This window comes from Pseudoalteromonas luteoviolacea NCIMB 1944 (assembly GCF_001625565.1).
Classification (GTDB): Bacteria; Pseudomonadota; Gammaproteobacteria; order Enterobacterales; family Alteromonadaceae; genus Pseudoalteromonas; species Pseudoalteromonas luteoviolacea_F.
In genome coordinates this window covers 208,855-226,895 of sequence record NZ_AUXS01000016.1, presented here as the reverse complement: position 1 = coordinate 226,895, position 18,041 = coordinate 208,855, and the positions used below count along the sequence as shown (strand labels likewise).

The following is an 18,041-nucleotide window of genomic DNA, read 5'->3' as shown; positions in this document are numbered from 1 at the left end:
TTATTATCTGAAATGAGGTATTTTCAACGAACTAGCAATCACGTTGATGGGGTTAGCCCCTAGCAACTAACCGCTAGCCAATAACATGTACTAGACTTACATAAAAAGATACTTTGTATAAAGTAGTAACGAATACTGAGCTACTTTTGGATTTAGAATAATTGAGAAAGCATGAAATATTATTTGATGATGATCTTGTTTTATTTTTCGCTGCCTTGCGCACCTAGCAGCGGTGAAAAAATAACACTCTATACAGAAGAATTCCCCCCTTACAACTTTTCGCAACAAAATGAAATAAAAGGAATAAATACCGAAGTTGTGATGGAAGCATGTAGGGTTTCTGGTATTGACTGTGAATTAGTACTGTTGCCTTGGGCAAGAGCCATGAAAAATACAAAATTAAATAAAAACTCAGGCTTGTTCTCTACCTCGCGCACCCCGGCCAGAGAAGATAAGTTTAAGTGGGTTGGCCCTCTTGTTTACAGTGTTACCTGCTTCTATAAGCTTAAAGAAAACAAAGATTTGATTATCCATTCAACTGACGATCTTAAGCATTTTACGATTGGTTTAATGCGCCTTGACATCTATCAATTAGTGTTTGATGACTTACAGCTAAAAGAGGGAATACACTACTTAACATTTGCTGAAAAGCATCAAGAAATGGAGCTGTTTAAAAAAGGAAAGCTGGACTTAATCATAGGTTCTTCTGTTACGTTGGGAGCCCAACTAAAAAAAGCAGGGTTAACTTTTTCAGATGTAGAACCTGTCTTTGTTCTAGAGCACAGATCTTTAAAAGGAAATTATTTAGCAATGAATAAAAATATCGATGATGTTATTGTGAAAAAACTTCAACGCTCTATTGATTATTTGAAGCAAAATCTGCATGTAGATACTATTGTCGAACAATACCTTCCTTATCCAAATCAGGTATATAAGAGCCATGCTAAGAGGCTTGAACAGTGCTCCGGAAAAACGACCATTTATTAATCAAAACTATACTTAAAGATTTTATGGCCCTGCAAAGTCGTATCACAGCGTTTAAAGTACACAAAGGGTATGTAACTTGGAAGTACTACGACAATAATGGTTCAAGTGGCACAATGGCAAGATCGTATATCAGTTACCATAGCAAGAACATTAATGGTACAAGTCGTATTCATCAGATCACTCAAACCGCAGATAATAATTTTAATGACGCTCAAGTGATTAGAGAGTTCCAGATTAAAAATAACAAGGCTTGTTTGGAAATTTGCTGATGCAAGTCATAACTGTGGTATTGGGTGTATATCTGATGTAGCTCATTGTAAGTAATGTCGCGATAGCCGCTCATCGGGCCTAGAAGCGATCACATCTATTGCGCATTCAAGTATAAATATAATGGGAATATTACTGATTTTTATATTAGTAGTTACGGATCATATGCTTAGAGGGTATTTAATCGTTTAAATAAAATTTCCGGTGATTCTTACCCGAGAAATACTCGCCTAACAAACTGTGGCTCTAGAGTGTCAATATTTCCATAACCAGTAAATAAACTAGTAACTTTTCACCAAAGAGTTTGAGCTCTTTGGTGAAATAACATGGGCAAAAGAACGTAGTATCCCCACTTATTTTGCGCCACTGCTAGTGTCTCATTTGAATGAGTAATGCGATGGTAAGGTTATGTTTTTACTTCACAAAAACTCAGTTGTGCCTGATATTTCTCATTGTCGCTTTACCGCCATACATTCTTTCGCAATCAGCCGCAGTACGCCAAGCATAATCATAATCCCAAGAGTAAAGCTGCTCATGCCATAGTAAGACTCCATTTTTGTGGCAAAAAACTTCTACTCCAATAGGCTTGTACGTCAGAAAATGGTCAACGTATTTTAACTAGCCTGTCGAGTACAGATAAAGCGTATTCAAAGCGGTTCAATAAAAGTTAAATCTTTGTTTATTAATTTTATTTTGTATTTTTTTGCTGAATTCATAAATAAATCAGGCTGCCATCAAGTGATGAATGGCGGGCTTGTGCAGTCTTGTTTTTACTGTATTCAAAGGTGCTGAGTTATGCCTTTTTGACTTTTAATAAGGAGATGAAAATGCGTTTAATCAAACCAACCTATTTAGTTATTGTTACTGTATTACTTACTATTGAGCTTGCCTCGAGTGAGGAGTGTCTTGAAAAAGCAAGTTATTTTGCTATTGGAAAAAACCCACCAATCTTCACAACATAAAACTCTAAAATAAGTAGGCTTTAATGCGTATTTCGGATTTTATCTAAATTAAGCTTACGTACTTTGGCAATACTGAAATAGCGCAAAGGCTTTTCCTTTGCGCCTTACTATATCTTTATTTGTACATATCCATGGTCGTATATCTATCAAACGTCATGTCTGTTAAAGGCGCACTTTGCCTTATTGCGACAGTGTTGGCTGGGGTATTTGCTAAGAATACCGTTTGGGCTCCATCGGTAAAGCTGTCGTTATGAATGCACTGAGGTCTGATGGCGAGTGCACTACCATCATTTGGCACTTCAAATAGCGTAAAATGGAAATGCTGTGTTTTAACCGTACGATAGTAACCATCTTCGTGGTCTATATCTCTTCGTCTACCCAGCAATATTCGCGACTTTGTGGATCTATGAAAAACGGGATCAGAGCCAGTCGCTGGCAGCCAAATATGTGGAAATGGGTGGTGTTCTACAAATAGGCCTCCGCCTTTATGCACGCCAAATTGATAGTCGGTGACGTATTGCGGGAGCTTTTGGTCATATTGGATCCCCCACAAATCTTGAATAAACCCTAAGGCAAATTCTTCTTTAGGTCTTAACAAAGTGCCACCGTAGTAGGCAAGCGTTTGTAAATACTCTTGTTGAGACTTTGCATCACCGCCGTATGTGAGTACTGGGAACTCAAGGTGTTCGGTGTCGCAGATTAGCTGACCCGTACTACCAAATACATTGGATGCGCCATCTAAACCTGGGATCCCACCTCCATCTGTCGCTGATGTCCAAAACCCAGATACGCTGAGCGCATGTTTATTACCAGGAGGGTTGTGTGTTGCTTCGTCATGCAGTCGGTTTAAGCGTGTAACCAAATCTGCCTCTGGATTAAGTGGTGCACAATCGCTTTGTACAACGAGGTTATCTGCATCTGGATCTAGGTGAACCAAAGTGCCTGTTCTAATTGGGCCAAATAGCCCTGTGGTGGTTAGCAGCAGTTGCTCATCAGCACTGCGGTTTAATACCGCACCGTTTAAAAACTCAAAGTTGTTATCTAAATCTGCTTTGCTAACGCCAATATTGACGTGATCCCACCGAGGCTCACGCATTTGGCTCTCTCTGTATTGGTCTAAGGTTTCCCTGCCTAGCGAAGATGGGGGTTGTGCAGTGGACGACAAGCTTAGGCCTCGATCACTGGTTTTTTTGGGTATGACATGTGACATTTTCTTGCTCCTTCAGTTTGACGGTTTGTTGCTTAGAGACAGCTATCTCTACTCAAAAGAAAGCTGTATTTACAAGTTAGAGCAAGAAAGGTAGAAAAAAACATTACGCTTTATTACAGCGCTCTAGAAGCTGGAAGCAGGTTAGGTAAGTGTCAGTCAGTTCGGTAAATACAGAAAAATACTTTGCAACAAATACTTAAACGATAATCCTTAACACTCGCATTGACACATGCTAAAGTACCCAAAAACGTTATAACATATCAAATAAAGGATTTGTAATGAAACCCCTAAACTATGCTTGTCGTTTAAGCGTACTTTCTCTGTCACTTGCTGCCATTTTCTCTGCTCACGCCGACAACGGTATTGAAAAAATAGAAGTCACTGGTGAACGCCAAGCTTATCGTGGTGAGTTCACACACTTGCAATCACCTGAATCTACTTTCGAGTTCGACTCACAGCTCATTGAAAATACCGGATTAACAGACCTGACAGATGTTCTAGACATGTCAGCATCAGTTAGCCGTCAAAACAGTTTGGGCGGGCTTTGGGATAGCTATGCAATACGTGGCTTTTTTGGCGATGAGAATGTACCCAGTGGCTACCTAGTCAATGGTTTTAATGCTGGACGAGGGTTTTCAGGGCCGCGCGATGTATCAGGTATCGAGCGTGTCGAAGTATTAAAAGGACCAAAGGCTGCTTTATATGGTCGTGGCGAGCCGGGTGGTTCAATTAACTTGGTGACAAAAAAACCGACATTTGACTCTGCAAGTTCGATTGCATTGACCGCGGGTAGTCGCGCTCACCGTCGCTTAGAAGCCGATGTAAATGCAGTATTTGCCGATGATGTTGCGGGTCGCTTTATTGGATTCTATCAAGAAGAAGATAGTTTCCGAGACACCATAGAAACGCAAAAACAAGGGTTTATGGCTTCGCTATTATTTGAACAAAGCGAACGTTCTAGTATTTCTTATGAATTAGAATACGCTGAGCATGAGATCCCGTTTGATCGTGGCATTATCGCACTTGGCGGTAACTTTGATTTTATGCCAATTGAACGTTTCTTAGGGGAGCCTGGAGATGGGCCAACGACCACAAGTGTACTTGGCCATCAGCTAAAGTGGGATTACGACCTTAATGAAACATGGACGCTTAGCTCCGCCGCTGCGTATCGACAAACTGAGCTTGATAGCTTTTCAAGCGATGCTGAAATAGCGCCTCAATTTCAAAAGTTTTATCTAGATGGCCAAACTCTGGCGCGTCAGCACCGTGAGCGTCATTATGACACTGATCAATACGTTGTACGTTTTGAACTCGCTGGTGAAATAGAAACAGGTGCTATCACGCACAATATTATTGTGGGTGTGGATTACGACAGGTTTGAATATGATCGTTCTTATCTTGTCGCGCGTGGTAAGCCGTTGCAGTTAAATCCAACAGACGCAGAAATGTATGCGATAAATGTGCACAAGCCTGTATATGGTCAGTTTACACCTGGAACACGCGTTCCTGCGATTGTTCGTCAGCAAAATCAATGGGCAACTGGTTTGTATATTCAGAACCAAATGGCATTAACTGATGCGCTTTCGGTCCGTATAGGTGGTCGCTTTGACTCATTAAAGCAAACTTTAGAAGACAAGGTAAAAGGCCGTAACACTGAGCAGTCTGAAAACCGCTTTAGCCCGCAGCTCGGCGTGGTATTCCAAGTGGCGGACAATTGGTCTTTATACTCGACCTATGGCGAAGGTTACCGACTAAACTTTGGTGCCAACGCCCAAGGTAGTGCTTTTGATCCAAACGAAACGGAATCGATAGAGTTTGGTAGTAAATGGTCTTTACTTGACAATAACTTAGACATTACGTTTGCTTATTTTGACAGTGAACAGAAGAACATCATTGTCGCGGACATCAAGAATCTAGGCAGCCATCTTGCCATTGGTGAAGCAAGTAGCGCGGGTTATGAGCTAGACATTGCTGGTCAATTACCTGCCGATATTGAAATTCGATTCTCTTACATGTTGTTAGATGCACAAGTTGAAGAAGACTATGTAGATACAGGTATTTTTGCAGCAATTAAAAAGGGTGACGATCTGCTCAATATTCCAGAGCACTCTGCAAGTCTACAGCTGAGCCAGTACTATGAGGTTGGTGGTAATGCACTGACAGTGGGCGGGGGTTTACAATATGTAGATGAAAGACTTGGTCAACGTGGTTCAGACTTCTACTTACCATCTTATGTGACTGCAAACTTCTTTGCACAATATGATTTGAGCGACAACTGGGCAGTAAAAGCACAAGTGCACAATGCATTTGATCGTACACACTATACGAATTCGTATACTCAGATGTGGGTACAGCCGGGCGAGCCTCGTAAAATATTAGTTTCGACGTCTTATCAGTTCTAATTGATGTGAACTGATAAGTCTCAAAAAGCAATGCCTTGGTCAGTCTCCCTGCCAAGGCATTTTTTTATGCCTGTTGCGTAGCCAAACTGCGTTTTAGTATGGTAAATAGTCGTTTGATATCTTCTATCACAACATATAAACAGGGCACCAAGACCAGTGTAACTATGGTCGCAAACACGACTGAGAAGCTTAGCGAAATCGCGGTAGGGATAACAAATTGCGCCTGTAGGCTAGATTCAAACATAATAGGCACTAACCCTAGAAAGGTGGTCAACGAGGTCAATAAGATAGCCCTAAAACGTGATACGCCAGCACGGATGACGGCTTCTTTCATGTCCAAGCCGTTCTCTCTGTTTTTGTTTATCACATCTGTCATAACAAGCGAGTCATTGATCACAACACCGGCTGCTGCAACTATCCCAAAAATAGACATCATGCTTACACTGTATCCCAAGAAATAGTGGCCCCATAGCGCACCGACCAAAGAAAATGGGATCACAGACATGACGATGACAGGTTGTACATAACTTTGTAGTGGTAACGCTAATAAAAGGTAGACAACTAGTAGCCCTACGATAGCAAAGCTGACCACTTGGCTTTGCTCCTTGCGCTGTGCTAATAAGTCGCCTCCCAACTGTGTCATTAACTCAGGGTATTTGACATTTAACTCGGGCAGTATTTGCTCTTCGATTACATCAGAAACTTGTTTTATCGCAGTTTGCTGTTGGTCAACATTAGCACTGATGGTGACCACTTGATGACCTTGTTCTCGGGTGATAACGGAAATCCCTGGCACTTCCACTGTTTCAGCAACATCTCCAAAGAAGACCTGTTCACCGTTTTTAAGGCTTATTACGGTGCGTTCCAAAGCACTTATACGTTCGCGATTTTGTTCCAACCCTTTGACCATGAATACAACTTCTTGTCCATCACGCATCACACGTTGCATCTCAATACCGTAAAATCGAGCGGATACTTGTTGTGTGACGTCCCTCGCTGTGAGTTGCAGCTGATGAGCAAGTGGCTTTAGCTTTACCTGATATTCGGTTTGTGCGCTATCTAAAGAAGAGAAGACGCTATGAACTCCCTGGATTTCATTCACTCTGTCGATGAAATCTTTACTTGCGAGTTGTAAAGTAGCAATGTCATGGGCAAATAGCTGATACTGAAGGTCGCCTTTTTCTGCGATATCAATGACGTCTGATTCGATCGTGAGTTTTTTCACCCCTGGAATATTAGGTAGTTGTTCACGCCAGCGTCTAGCCAATTCAAAAGTATCAAAAGGGCGGTCGGCTTCAGGAATAAGCGGAGTGACTACTTCAGCTTCGGTGAGGTGATCGACACGTGTATACATGGCCTCGACCATGCCTTTTCCTGTTTCAGCTTTGATATTGCTCTCAACACGTTGAATTACATCTTCTATTTGCGCGACTGCGGCGAGCGTTTGTGCTTCTGAAACATTGTGATTCATTTGGATATTAATCGATGGGTAGTCGTGAGGAACTTTTGGGACTGCTGTGAAACGCACCTGACCGCTAATTAATAAACTTATAGCAAAGACAAACAAGCAAACAAACCCAATAATCACCGCATAGCGGTGATTGATACTACTTGTTAGCAGCGGTACGTAGCGATTGTGCAAAGCTTGCTGGAATTTGTTGTTAAAGCGCACTCGCCAGTGGTTGTCAGGCAGTGTAGGTATCGGGGTTGCGGCCAAATGCGCTGGCAAAATCAGTTTGGATTCAATCAAACTGAAGAACAAACACAAAATGCATACACCGGCAATGGCAATAAATTGGCCTGAGTTAGGACCTGTACTGAGCATAAAAGGCATAAAAACTGCGATGGTAGTCAGTACACCGAACGTGGCAGGCATCGCGACTTTTTGGGCTCCGAGTATTACTTGTGTATTTGAATGTCCGTGGTGTTCTATTTGATCACAGACGCTTTCACCTATGACAATAGCATCGTCCACAACAATCCCAAGCACCATAATAAACGCGAAGAGTGATACTAAGTTAATGGTGATCCCCAAAAATGGCATCAGCCAAAATGCACCGAGCATGGCGACAGGTAAACCCACCATGACCCACAAAGCTAAACGTGTGCGCAAAAAAACCGCCAACACAATAAACACCAGAATGGCACCTTGAGCTAAATTAGTGAGCATCATATTTAAGCGACCATCGAGGTAATATGTCACATCAACAAATTCATAAATGTCTATTTCATCAGGCAGTGTTTGGCGCTTGCGCTCAATATATGGTTTAACAGTATCAACGACATGAGTTAATGATTGCTCTTTGGAAGCTAACACCATTATGTACAGTGCGCGTTTGCCATTAAATCGGCCCTGATTGAGTGACTCTTTAAAACCATCTTTAATATTGGCAATGTCTTTAAGGTGCACTTTTTCGCCTAATATACCTGTCAGTATCGGCACTTCGGCCAAACCTGCACCGAAATACTGGCGCTGCTCTAACCTTAAATAGATATTACCGCTGGCTGTTTTTATTTGACCTGCTGAGAGGTTGTCTGATTGTGCATGCAGTGCCGAAACAACTTGCGCAAGCGTTAAATTATACTCTCTAAGCTTGTTAGGTAAGATTTCAATGGCAACTTCGTAGTCGGGCATTGCTGACAAATCAACATAAGAGATCCCTTTAAGTTGCAGTAGTTCATCTTTCATTTCATCGCCGAGTTGTTTGAGTGCAACTGGGTTTTCAAGTCCTGAGACGACGATGCTAAATGCTCTTTGGCGCTGAACATTTTCATATACAAGCAAGGGGTCCATATTTGAAGGAAATGTGGCAATGCTGTCTAGCTTGAGTTTTATCTCGTCTAGTCGCGATGCCATGTCTTCACCATTGTGCAATTGAATTTCAACTCGACCACGTGAAGGGGAAGCGGTGCTAATGATGCGTTTTACACCAACTTGGGGTTTAAGTGCCTGTTCAATTTTAAGTAGGATATTCTCTTCGATCTCTTTTGCAGATGCCCCAAGCTGTATTGCTCTGACAGTCACTTTATTACTCTCAGACAAAGGAAAGGTTTGGCGCTGAATACTGTTGTAACTGAGCAGTCCCATACACACAATCAACAACAACATTAAGTTAGCTGCAACAGGGTGATTTACAAAATAACTTATCAGACCTTGTCGCTGATTCATTGCCTATCTCCTTTCTCTGCAAGTTGCAGGTGCCCAGTTTGTAATTTGACTTGCATACCACTTTGCGGATATTCAGGGAGTTGAGTAACCATTTGATAGTTATCTAATTTTGGTGCTTCTAACAAAACAAAGTCTTGTTCTTTTCGAATGGTTTCTGTTGTATATTTGACCAGTTTGTTATTTGAAGATAATAACCACACCGCGTTATCTTTTAGCTGTGCTTGGGGGGTTTTTAGTACATTTTTCAGTGTGATCCCAGTTACATTGGCTTCTAAAAACTGGCCAAAATAAAGAGGCGATTTATCATTGTTAAGTGCATAAGGGTCGTCAATTTGAATAACATAGTAGGCCATGCGAGTACGCTCACTAAAGCGCCCTATATGCCGTGTTAAAGTGCCCAATCGTGTAATATTCTCGGCGCTTATTTTTACGTTTTTAGCGGGAAGTTTAGGTAAAAATGGACGGTCAAAACCGGCGACAGGGACCTGAACTTCACCATAACTTAAGTTGGCCAGCTGCCCTAAACCCTGACCTTTAGAAACCACCTGACCTAGGCCTGTGTTACGGCTGAGTATCAGTGCATCATAGGGCGCGTAGTATTTTGTTCTGAAAAGGTTTTGCTCTGCTTTGTCTAGGCTGGCTTGAGCGGCTTTAAGGTGTGCCTTTGCACTGGCAACTTGAGGTTTCCTAAGGGCCAGCGCTGTGGTATTGGGAATATGAGCCCACTCTTTCTTTGCTACCTCTGCTTTGGCTAGCTCTTCTGAGAGCTGCGCTTGGGCTAATGCGACGCCCGCTTGTTTGTCTTTTACTTCTGTTTCATAGTCAAAAGTGTCAAGTGTTGCTAATACTTCACCTTTTTTGACAATGCCACCTTCAATAAACTTCATGTTTAGCCACGCTATTTTGCCACCAAGTTCAAAAGCGACATCCGTTTTTTCGGCAGGTTGTAATACACCGGATAAAGAAAGCGTTGTTTGATAATCGACAATATTGAGTGGTTGGGCTACAACATGGGGACGTGTATCCACAGGCGGTGTTATTGCCGCACTTTTTTTACCAAATTTTAGTAGCGCTGCACATGCCGAACCACCTGTTACTAACACCACAAGCAAAATCGCAATTCGCTTTGTATGTTTATGAAAATAAGACTTATTTTTATTTATTCTCATGAAAATGTCTCTGTTCGCACCTGGTTTGATTGTAAATATTATGTTTCAAATTTAACTAACCAACTAAACTAATTGAAATTATTTCAGTTGAGCAGTTTACATTGGGGTTACTTGTGGGATATGTTATAACATAAAAATAGGGACAATACAGTAAATACTAACTTATGAATATTTCAAATCAGGCTGCCATTCACGCGACTCAAATAGTGGATGGGTTCCAGCATATCAAGTCAATGTCCACGCTTGAGATCACGCCAGATAACATGGCTACCTTCCATCAATTTTTAGATTTGCTATCCAATGAGCATGGTAGTGAGTTTGCCGACAATGTACTTGCGCAGCCGCAGATCCAAAAAATTAAACCTGGGATACAGCAACTGTTTAGCCACGCTTCAAGCTTATACGAACGACACTGGGCTGAGCGGATTGTGGCAAGTGATGACCCAAACGAGGTGTTGGGCAACGAGTATCCATATTACAAACACTATCAACGTGCTACTGGATTGGAAATAAACGCCATTCACTCTTTGGCGGATACGCCTGTGAAAAACGTGCTTATGGTCGGCTCTGGTGCATTGCCATTGACGACGTTAGCGCTACACAACTCGGGTTTAAAGGTTGATAACCTAGATATCAATGGCCCAGACCTGTTGCTTGGCCAGCAAGTGTGTCAGTCACTCTCACCGGGCAATGAAATGACGTTTATTCACAATGATATATGTCAGCAAGGCAACTTGGCGCAGTACGATGTTATTTGGCTCGCGGCCCTTGTTGGTGATGAATCACTAAAAAATAAAATTATCGCTCACCTGTTTGAACAGATGAAGCCGGGTGCACAATTGGTTGTGCGAACGGCATACAACCTGCGGACCTTGCTTTATCCAAGTATTGACGAACAGGGACTAGCACCGTTTCAGCTGAAACTTAAGATCCAAACTTATGCTGATAATTTTCATTCAATTTTAATAGCGCAGAAGCCAGTTTAAGATTATGTCTATTTTTACCTCATATTTTAAGCTGACAGCAGAATATCGATGGATGTTGATCGCTGCTTTTGTATTTAACCTTGGGTTTTATATGCTGATCCCGTTCTTAGCGGGGTATTTGAAACAAGATTTGTTGCTGAGCGCAACCTTGGTTGGGGTGGTACTTGGCGTACGCTCATTTTGTCAGCAAGGACTGTTTCTTGTTGGTGGTCTTTTAGCTGACCTATTTGGCGAGAAAAAACTCATTGTAATTGGGTGTTTGCTAAGAGCGCTTGGTTTTTGTTTATTCCTGTTCTCTGATGTGACGGCAATCTTATTTCTTGCTGCGTTTTTAACCGGGTTTGCAGGGGCACTATTTACTCCAGCTGCACAAGCGTATTTTTCCAAGCAACAAGTGCTCAGTCGCGCACAAATGTTTTCTTTGGTTGGCGTGGCGAGAAATGGCGGGGAACTGTTGGGCCCTGTTTGCGGTTTGCTTTTGCTCAATATCAGTTTTGATATCTTGTGCATCGTCTCTGCACTGCCATTTGCCATGTTTGCGGTTGTTTTCACATTATTGATCCCACAACATCAAAAACAGCAGCAAAGCGACCAGACCAATGCGTCTTCATCATCCAAACAGGGTGGAGTAAAAGCGATGGTAGCGGGTGTACTGAGTAACCGAGAGTTTTTGAAGTTCTCGGCGGTGATGGCTGGCTATTTTATGCTTATTAACCAAATCTCCTTTGCAATACCTATGCATATTGTCAATCAGCAAGGTGCGCCGCAAGATGTGGCATGGGTACTAACGCTATGTGCCCTGATCTCAATATTTTTACAGTTTCCAGTAACTAAGTTATGTGAACGTTGGCTGTCACCAAAACAATGGATAAGTATTGGTATTGCATTGATGGGGGTGTCTTTCTTAACGCTTATTCCAAGCTGGCCTTATAGCCAAGGCGTATTGTATTACCTACCACTTAGCTTACTCGCAGTTATTTTTACCGTGGGTACCATGGTCAGTTTCCCATTTATCATGAGTCAAATCTCTGAACTTGCTAAAGACAAGTCAGTGGCAACTCATTATGGCTTTTTTTATCTATTTGCTGGCGTTGGTTTGATCGCAGGCAGTAGCGTTGTCGGCGTTGCGTTTGATCTTTCAAACATTAATGAGCACTTAGCATGGTATTGCCTAATCTTCATTGGCCTTATTACGGCGATACTAAACACGCTGCTGATGTCTTCCGCTACCCAAGAAGACGAAAGTCAAACAACCAGCCCATCTACCCATTAAGTAAGGAACATCAAATGATTCAACTCACACCACAGCAGCAGCGCGCTTATATGTCGGACTATTTAGAAAATGGTTGGCGTGAAGAGCGTATGTCTTTTAGTTCAGTATCTCTAGAGCCTGGTTATATTGATGGCAGGATCAATGTCGAGCATTTTCAAATGCCAGGAGATGGTCAATTTCATTTTAGCGCACAAAGTGCAATGATTTGGATATCTCAGCTGGGCATTATTTATGGCTGTTGGGATAATCAGCTTACCGAAAAAGTAGGGGAAGTGTACCTGCGAGATTTAGATATTAAATTCAAGCGCCCTATTAACATCACAGAAGAAGTTCGATTCGAAGGATTTTTTCCAAAACACTGTAAGAAGCAACTGTCAAAAGACCTTGTGTACTATAAAAATGGGCAGATCCATGTTGAGGGAGGCGCATTTACAGGCACAGCCAGTTTTCTTGTGCCGATAGGTTAAATGATAAATGTTTCTATTTAATCAACAAGTGTTATGTTATAACTAAGCAATATTGCGTTCATCGCATATTTCAAGTTCCGCTCAAGTTAAATGCATTGTGCACCGTATCCGGGACAATGCATTTTGCTGAAGCGGAATTTTTTAGTATAAGGAGTGTTTTGTGTTAGAAGCCAAAAATTTAAATAAATCATTCTCAGAAAAACAAGTGATTAATGACCTGAGTTTTAAGGTCGAGCAGGGCGAAATTATGTGTCTGTTGGGCGCAAATGGCGCAGGTAAAAGTACCACCCTCAATATTTTTCTCAATTTTTTACAGCCTGATAGTGGCCAAGCGCTGATTGACGGTGTGAATGTACACAGCAGTTCGGGCTCAAAGGAAAAACTCGTTTACCTTCCAGAGCAAGTAAACCTTTATCAAGAATTTAATGCCATAGATAACCTCAAATACCTCGCCAGTTTGTCTGGTCTAGTTGTGTCTGAAGCACAGATCAATGCCGCGTTAGATGAGACCGGTTTAGAGCCAGGAGCACGCTCTCAATCATTAAAAAATTATTCAAAAGGGATGAGACAAAAAGTGGGCATTGCTTTTGCGATTATTCGTGAAGCCAAAGTACTCTTACTCGATGAGCCAACCTCAGGTTTAGATCCGAGTGCAACCCTTGAGTTTATTCGTATTATCGAGCAGCTTGCGAAAAAAGGTGCGGCCATTTTAATGGTAACCCATGACTTTTATTGTGCGCATACCCTTGCGGATAAAATTGGCATCATGGACAAAGGGACACTGTTAACTTTGCTCGATAATAAACAACTTCCGCTCAGTACTCTGGAAAATACCTACCATGAGTTGATTTCAGGAAAAAGTGCGATACGCGAGGCAAGCTAACGCAGCAATTAACGCAGCAAAATACAACTCGTTGCGTAATAACACCGCGTTTATACAGGAAATATAATTACATGATTAATACCAGAGTAATGAAGATATTTCGCCACGAATTAGCCAGTAAGCGTAAAAGCCCTAGCTTGTGGTTGATCTTCATCATGATCCAACTATTGCTTGCTATCGCCTTGTTTACTGGGTGGCAGCAATATCAACACAATGCACAAACGCAGGCCACGGCACAGGCCTTGGTAGAACAGCAGTGGGAAGCTCAGCCAGATAGACACCCACACCGAGTTGCACATTTTGGCCATTTTGCGTTTAGAACGCCAAGTGCTCTAAGCTTTTTTGATTTAGGAGTAAACTCATGGGTTGGCAACAGTATCTTTTTAGAAGCCCATAAACAAAACAGTGCAAACTTCGCTAATGATCAAGACGGCGGTACGTTACTGAGGTTCTCTGAGTTAAGTACTGCTAATATCCTTTTAACCATCTGGCCCCTGCTGATCATTGCGTTAGGCTTTGCCAGTATCAGTGGTGAACAAAAAAGTGGCACTTTGCGTCAGCTTATGTCCATGGGCGTTTCATTCAGAGATTTGATCACTGGGAAAAGTCTGAGCTACTTATTGTTGTCAGTGATATTTATCTTACCAGTGTTTATTTTGGCATTATTACTCGCCTTTAGCACAGGTGCCTCTTTCTCTTCTGAAGCCCCGCTGAGACTGTTGCTGCTATTTACCGTGTATATATTGTATTGTTTATTTTGGATTGGCTTAACCCTATTCGTATCAAGCCTAGTGAAAGCACCAAAACAAGCATTGGTATTACTCACATCTTTATGGTTTATTTTAACCATTTTAATGCCTAGAATGCTGGCCGAATTTGCACACAACCAGTACCCACATCAAAAGCGTAATGACTTCGAGTTGGCTATCAAGTTAGATAACCGCAAAGTAGGTGACAGCCACAATCCAAATGATCCTTATTTTAACAAGTTCAAAGAGGACACTCTCAAAAAGTATGGTGTTAGTACAGTGGAAGAGCTACCAGTCAATTATAGAGGCTTGGTGATGCAAGAAGGTGAAAAACTCAATGCCGAAATCTATAAAAAGCACTATGAAAACCAACTAGCGCAATTTGCGGCGCAGCAACGCTTTGTAAGCCAGTTTTACTGGTTAAATCCCTATTTATTTGTTCGCGATTTTTCAATGGCACTGACGCGCACAGATACTAGGCACTTTTTGGACTTTGAGCAACAAGCAGAAGCGCATCGCTACGCACGTATTCAAAAGTTGAACCAATTACACACCAATGAGATCCATCATCACAACGACAGTGATCAACGTATTGATAAATCTTACTGGCAAGAGTTTGAAGCGTTTTCTTATCGGTCTCCAGTATTGAGCTGGTCGTTAGGTCCGTTTTCTTTGGTTTGGTTACTGCCTTTGCTGGTGGTCTTGGCGATGTTTGGGTCTTTGAACTCAAAAGGTATGCAAAGGAGAGTTTATGCTACTGTTTAAACTTGAATGTAAGCGACTGTTCTCAGGGGTTGTAAATAAACTCGTTCTGTTACTCTTTATAGTTGCAGGTATTTTTGCGATTTATCAAGGTGCTCAAGGCTATAAAACGTTACGTATCGATCAATACAAATCTAAAATAGTTTTTCAAAAAGAACGTGAACACGTTAATAAAAGAGAGACTCTCCCTGCCGCTGGTTCGCTTGCCTATTATGCCAGTGCACCGACTGAGTGGAAGTTGAGTCCATGGGCGGCTTTGTTTGTTGGAGAAAGTCATTCTTCCATGGTTGCAACTAAAGTGCGTGCCACTGCATTGCAAAGCCAGATTTTTAACCGCGAGATTGTCAACCCTGCACAGCAGCGTACCGGTGGCTTAGATCTGGGCTTTGTATTGGTATATTTGCTGCCTTTAGTCATCGGTATATTGACGGTTACTCTGATTTCTGATGAACAGCATGCGGGCCGCTGGCGAATGCTAAATGCCCTGCCAACCAGCGCGTTTAGTCAAGTGGCAAAGCAGCTTGCACTGCGTTTTGCTGTGATTTGGCTGTTAGTTATACTGCTGCTAGTGAGCGCTGCAATACTGCTGTCTTTGCCTTTTGATGGCATATTTTGGACTGTACTAGCTGCGACCAGCTTATATATGGTTTTTTGGTTTAGCATTGCCGCGCTAATTATGAGCTTTGGCAAAAGCAGTGTGTTTAATAGCTTAACCTATTTAAGTAGTTGGGTTGTGTTTGCCATGTTACTGCCCAGTGCAGTGCACCTATATCTGTCAAATCAATATCAAACCAACGCACCACTTGAAATAAGTCTTAAGCAGCGTGTAACGCTTAATGATGGGTGGGATAAAGACAAGCAGCAAACCCTTAATACATTTTTGCAGCATGAATCCAACTGGCAAGACACGACCCCATTAGGTGAAGCGTTTGACTGGAAATGGTATTACGCCCAACAGCATTTGAGTGATGTTGAGGTTGAACAACTGTGGCAGCAGTACCGTGAGACCAATCTGATGCGACAGCAAAGTTTACAGCGTTTGAGTGTGCTATCTCCGTCCTTGTTTTTCCAGCTCAAATTGAATCAGTTGGCAAATACTAGCAGCGCAGATCAGGCAGACTACCGTTTACAAGTAGCCGAGTATCATCAACAGATCCGTCATTTCTTTTATGACTTTATGTTTTTTGATAAGCCAGTGACAAAAACGGATGTGGAAAACTTCCCACTATTTGAAGCAAAAACGCTAGCTAAAGGTATTGATGTTTGGCAGCTGTTGACAAGCACACTGTTTATTTTGGTTTTGGTGATTGTTGCGACACGCAGATTAAAGCAACTCCGCCCAATTTAAACAATAAAGCAGAGGCCCTATCAACAGTGGCCTCTGTTTACCTATCTCGCATCAATTGAGTTAAACGCGATGTTAAAGTGAAGTGCTAATGAGTCCGCACGGCCTATGTACACTCAAGGAAATCAGCTATTAAGGGCTGCGATCCAAACTTCTGTCATATTTCTATCCTAAAGAGACATTGTTGCGACTACGACCGATCCCTGTTTGCCCATGCTATTCAACCGAGCTCAATTATCATAGCAGTTTTTTTATAAGTACTTGCAGACTTAAAACTGTGCTCCATATAATAAGAGCTCTGTATGTTATAAAACTCAGTGATATTTATTACCTAGTTTTATTTGTATGTGATAATGAAGTGTACTTAAATTAATTCGGTGTTAAACGTTGCGTTGAACTGTTTTTTATAAATCATACTCATGTCGGTTATGCCAGAGCTTTATGCTGATATATTTACTCTCGGGTTTATTGCATCAGCCATCTTGTAAGAGAATAGTAAAGAGCTGCTCAATACTTTTTCTTCTAACGTATGATAATCTTGGCCAAAACCGTCATCATGAAATTGTTTCTCAAAACTGTTACTTAACTCATTTAGTCTAAATTTTCCGTAAAAGTCTTTAGCTTCAACATTACTATTTACGTCAAAATAGCGAACAATATCTGCCATACCTTCATGTACTTGCTTGTAAGCGCTTTTCAGCTCCTCGTTTTCATTTATTTGTGCCTCCAGATCGGCTCGGAGCGCTTCAGTTATATTTCCACCTACCAGTTGGAGAGAGCCATCTTCTTGTTGAGCAAGGTCGAGTGTGCTTAAATCGATATTTGGATGTAAAGTCGACTGCGCATCTTTAAACTTTCCAAACTCTTTTAGTGTTGTTGCAAAAGCGGCTTGTGTTTTGTCCTGTATTTCGAAGTTCTTCACATTATAGTCATACGCTTCTTGTTGAAACCTCTTTACTTCTTCTTCGCTTACGACAGCCGTATTCTCAATCGATGCAGGGGCTGCAATGAGCTTTTCAGCGCGAGATTGTGTATCAATGGTCGTAGATTTTGTTTTTGTTAAAGCCGCGTTATTGCTGATTAAGTCATGTTGTGACTTTTGCAGAGAAGATTTTATATCCATAGTATTTTCCTTGATTATTCCATCTCAATCTCAGTACTTTAATATAAATCCAGTCATTTTCAAGTTTGATTTAAAGATGTAATCTCTAACTAGAGCGGTACAAAAAAACGTCAATTTGCAAAGCGTTGTTTTTTCTATTTTGTTGATTTTTAAGGCTTGTTTATGGGTTGTTATATAGTCCATTACTACTAACTTTGCATGACCATTATTAATATTTTTTACTAGCTATAGTCGGCCGTGGTATTGTGTGGTGTCATCCTTTTTTCTTTGTACGTGTATTTTATAAA

General features: G+C 41.5%; 14 protein-coding genes. 10 read left to right on the top strand and 4 right to left on the bottom strand.

Annotated elements, in window-relative coordinates; genetic code table 11:
- Window positions 1-171 precede the first annotated feature (171 nt).
- The 3 genes from N483_RS05850 (at window position 172) to N483_RS27595 (ending at window position 2,216) form a co-directional block, all read left to right on the top strand.
- A complete protein-coding gene (locus tag N483_RS05850) occupies window positions 172-987 on the top strand; it encodes a substrate-binding periplasmic protein (RefSeq protein ID WP_023401987.1) in 816 nt (271 codons plus the stop codon).
- 23 nt (window positions 988-1,010) lie between these two features.
- Window positions 1,011-1,256, top strand: coding sequence for a hypothetical protein (locus tag N483_RS05845; protein WP_155250827.1), 246 nt, complete (start codon window positions 1,011-1,013; stop codon window positions 1,254-1,256).
- A gap of 825 nt (window positions 1,257-2,081) precedes the next feature.
- The gene (locus N483_RS27595; RefSeq protein WP_023401989.1) at window positions 2,082-2,216 is read left to right on the top strand and encodes a hypothetical protein; all 135 of its coding nucleotides are present in this window, start codon (window positions 2,082-2,084) and stop codon (window positions 2,214-2,216) included.
- Window positions 2,217-2,331: 115 nt separating this feature from the next.
- On the opposite strand, the gene N483_RS05840 is transcribed toward N483_RS27595, so the two are convergent.
- On the bottom strand, window positions 2,332-3,426 hold the full coding sequence (locus tag N483_RS05840) for a hypothetical protein (RefSeq protein WP_023401990.1): 1,095 nt from the start codon (window positions 3,424-3,426) through the stop codon (window positions 2,332-2,334).
- A 278-nt stretch (window positions 3,427-3,704) separates the two neighbouring features.
- Between N483_RS05840 and N483_RS05835 the strand changes: the two genes are divergently transcribed.
- Window positions 3,705-5,828 (top strand): TonB-dependent siderophore receptor, encoded by a 2,124-nt coding sequence (locus N483_RS05835; protein WP_023401991.1) that lies wholly within the window; start codon window positions 3,705-3,707, stop codon window positions 5,826-5,828.
- A gap of 64 nt (window positions 5,829-5,892) precedes the next feature.
- On the opposite strand, the gene N483_RS05830 is transcribed toward N483_RS05835, so the two are convergent.
- Both N483_RS05830 and N483_RS05825 read right to left on the bottom strand, forming a co-directional pair.
- Entirely contained in the window at window positions 5,893-8,997 is a 3,105-nt protein-coding gene (locus N483_RS05830; RefSeq protein ID WP_023401992.1) for an efflux RND transporter permease subunit, read from the bottom strand.
- Entirely contained in the window at window positions 8,994-10,166 is a 1,173-nt protein-coding gene (locus N483_RS05825) for an efflux RND transporter periplasmic adaptor subunit (RefSeq protein ID WP_023401993.1), read from the bottom strand. The genes N483_RS05830 and N483_RS05825 overlap by 4 nt, the downstream gene beginning before the upstream one ends.
- Window positions 10,167-10,330: 164 nt before the next feature.
- On the opposite strand from N483_RS05825, the gene N483_RS05820 reads away from it, so the two are divergent.
- From N483_RS05820 to N483_RS05795, 6 genes are all read left to right on the top strand, one after another.
- Window positions 10,331-11,152, top strand: a complete 822-nt coding sequence (locus N483_RS05820) for a nicotianamine synthase family protein (RefSeq protein WP_023401994.1) — start codon at window positions 10,331-10,333, stop codon at window positions 11,150-11,152.
- Between the two features lie 4 nt (window positions 11,153-11,156).
- Window positions 11,157-12,425 carry an MFS transporter gene (locus N483_RS05815; RefSeq protein ID WP_023401995.1) on the top strand — a complete coding sequence of 423 codons (1,269 nt, stop codon included), beginning with the start codon at window positions 11,157-11,159 and terminating at the stop codon, window positions 12,423-12,425.
- A gap of 14 nt (window positions 12,426-12,439) precedes the next feature.
- Window positions 12,440-12,892 carry a hypothetical protein gene (locus tag N483_RS05810; RefSeq protein ID WP_023401996.1) on the top strand — a complete coding sequence of 151 codons (453 nt, stop codon included), beginning with the start codon at window positions 12,440-12,442 and terminating at the stop codon, window positions 12,890-12,892.
- A 160-nt stretch (window positions 12,893-13,052) separates the two neighbouring features.
- The gene (locus N483_RS05805) at window positions 13,053-13,775 is read left to right on the top strand and encodes an ABC transporter ATP-binding protein (protein ID WP_023401997.1); all 723 of its coding nucleotides are present in this window, start codon (window positions 13,053-13,055) and stop codon (window positions 13,773-13,775) included.
- Between the two features lie 71 nt (window positions 13,776-13,846).
- Window positions 13,847-15,289, top strand: coding sequence for an ABC transporter permease (locus N483_RS05800; RefSeq protein ID WP_023401998.1), 1,443 nt, complete (start codon window positions 13,847-13,849; stop codon window positions 15,287-15,289).
- Window positions 15,276-16,634 (top strand): DUF3526 domain-containing protein, encoded by a 1,359-nt coding sequence (locus N483_RS05795; RefSeq protein ID WP_023401999.1) that lies wholly within the window; start codon window positions 15,276-15,278, stop codon window positions 16,632-16,634. The genes N483_RS05800 and N483_RS05795 overlap by 14 nt, the downstream gene beginning before the upstream one ends.
- Window positions 16,635-17,070: 436 nt before the next feature.
- Here N483_RS05795 and N483_RS05790 read toward each other — a convergent pair whose 3' ends face one another.
- Window positions 17,071-17,754 (bottom strand): hypothetical protein, encoded by a 684-nt coding sequence (locus N483_RS05790; protein ID WP_023402000.1) that lies wholly within the window; start codon window positions 17,752-17,754, stop codon window positions 17,071-17,073.
- Between the last annotated feature and the right edge of the window lie 287 nt (window positions 17,755-18,041).

Excerpts from the sequence above, each read along its gene's own strand:
- N483_RS05850 (WP_023401987.1), top strand. The coding sequence starts at position 172 with ATGAAATATTATTTGATGATGATCTTGTTTTATTTTTCGCTGCCTTGC.
- N483_RS05845 (WP_155250827.1), top strand. The coding sequence starts at position 1,011 with ATGGCCCTGCAAAGTCGTATCACAGCGTTTAAAGTACACAAAGGGTAT.
- N483_RS27595 (WP_023401989.1), top strand. The coding sequence starts at position 2,082 with ATGCGTTTAATCAAACCAACCTATTTAGTTATTGTTACTGTATTACTT.
- N483_RS05840 (WP_023401990.1), bottom strand. The coding sequence starts at position 3,426 with ATGTCACATGTCATACCCAAAAAAACCAGTGATCGAGGCCTAAGCTTG.
- N483_RS05835 (WP_023401991.1), top strand. The coding sequence starts at position 3,705 with ATGAAACCCCTAAACTATGCTTGTCGTTTAAGCGTACTTTCTCTGTCA.
- N483_RS05830 (WP_023401992.1), bottom strand. The coding sequence starts at position 8,997 with ATGAATCAGCGACAAGGTCTGATAAGTTATTTTGTAAATCACCCTGTT.
- N483_RS05825 (WP_023401993.1), bottom strand. The coding sequence starts at position 10,166 with ATGAGAATAAATAAAAATAAGTCTTATTTTCATAAACATACAAAGCGA.
- N483_RS05820 (WP_023401994.1), top strand. The coding sequence starts at position 10,331 with ATGAATATTTCAAATCAGGCTGCCATTCACGCGACTCAAATAGTGGAT.
- N483_RS05815 (WP_023401995.1), top strand. The coding sequence starts at position 11,157 with ATGTCTATTTTTACCTCATATTTTAAGCTGACAGCAGAATATCGATGG.
- N483_RS05810 (WP_023401996.1), top strand. The coding sequence starts at position 12,440 with ATGATTCAACTCACACCACAGCAGCAGCGCGCTTATATGTCGGACTAT.
- N483_RS05800 (WP_023401998.1), top strand. The coding sequence starts at position 13,847 with ATGATTAATACCAGAGTAATGAAGATATTTCGCCACGAATTAGCCAGT.
- N483_RS05795 (WP_023401999.1), top strand. The coding sequence starts at position 15,276 with ATGCTACTGTTTAAACTTGAATGTAAGCGACTGTTCTCAGGGGTTGTA.
- N483_RS05790 (WP_023402000.1), bottom strand. The coding sequence starts at position 17,754 with ATGGATATAAAATCTTCTCTGCAAAAGTCACAACATGACTTAATCAGC.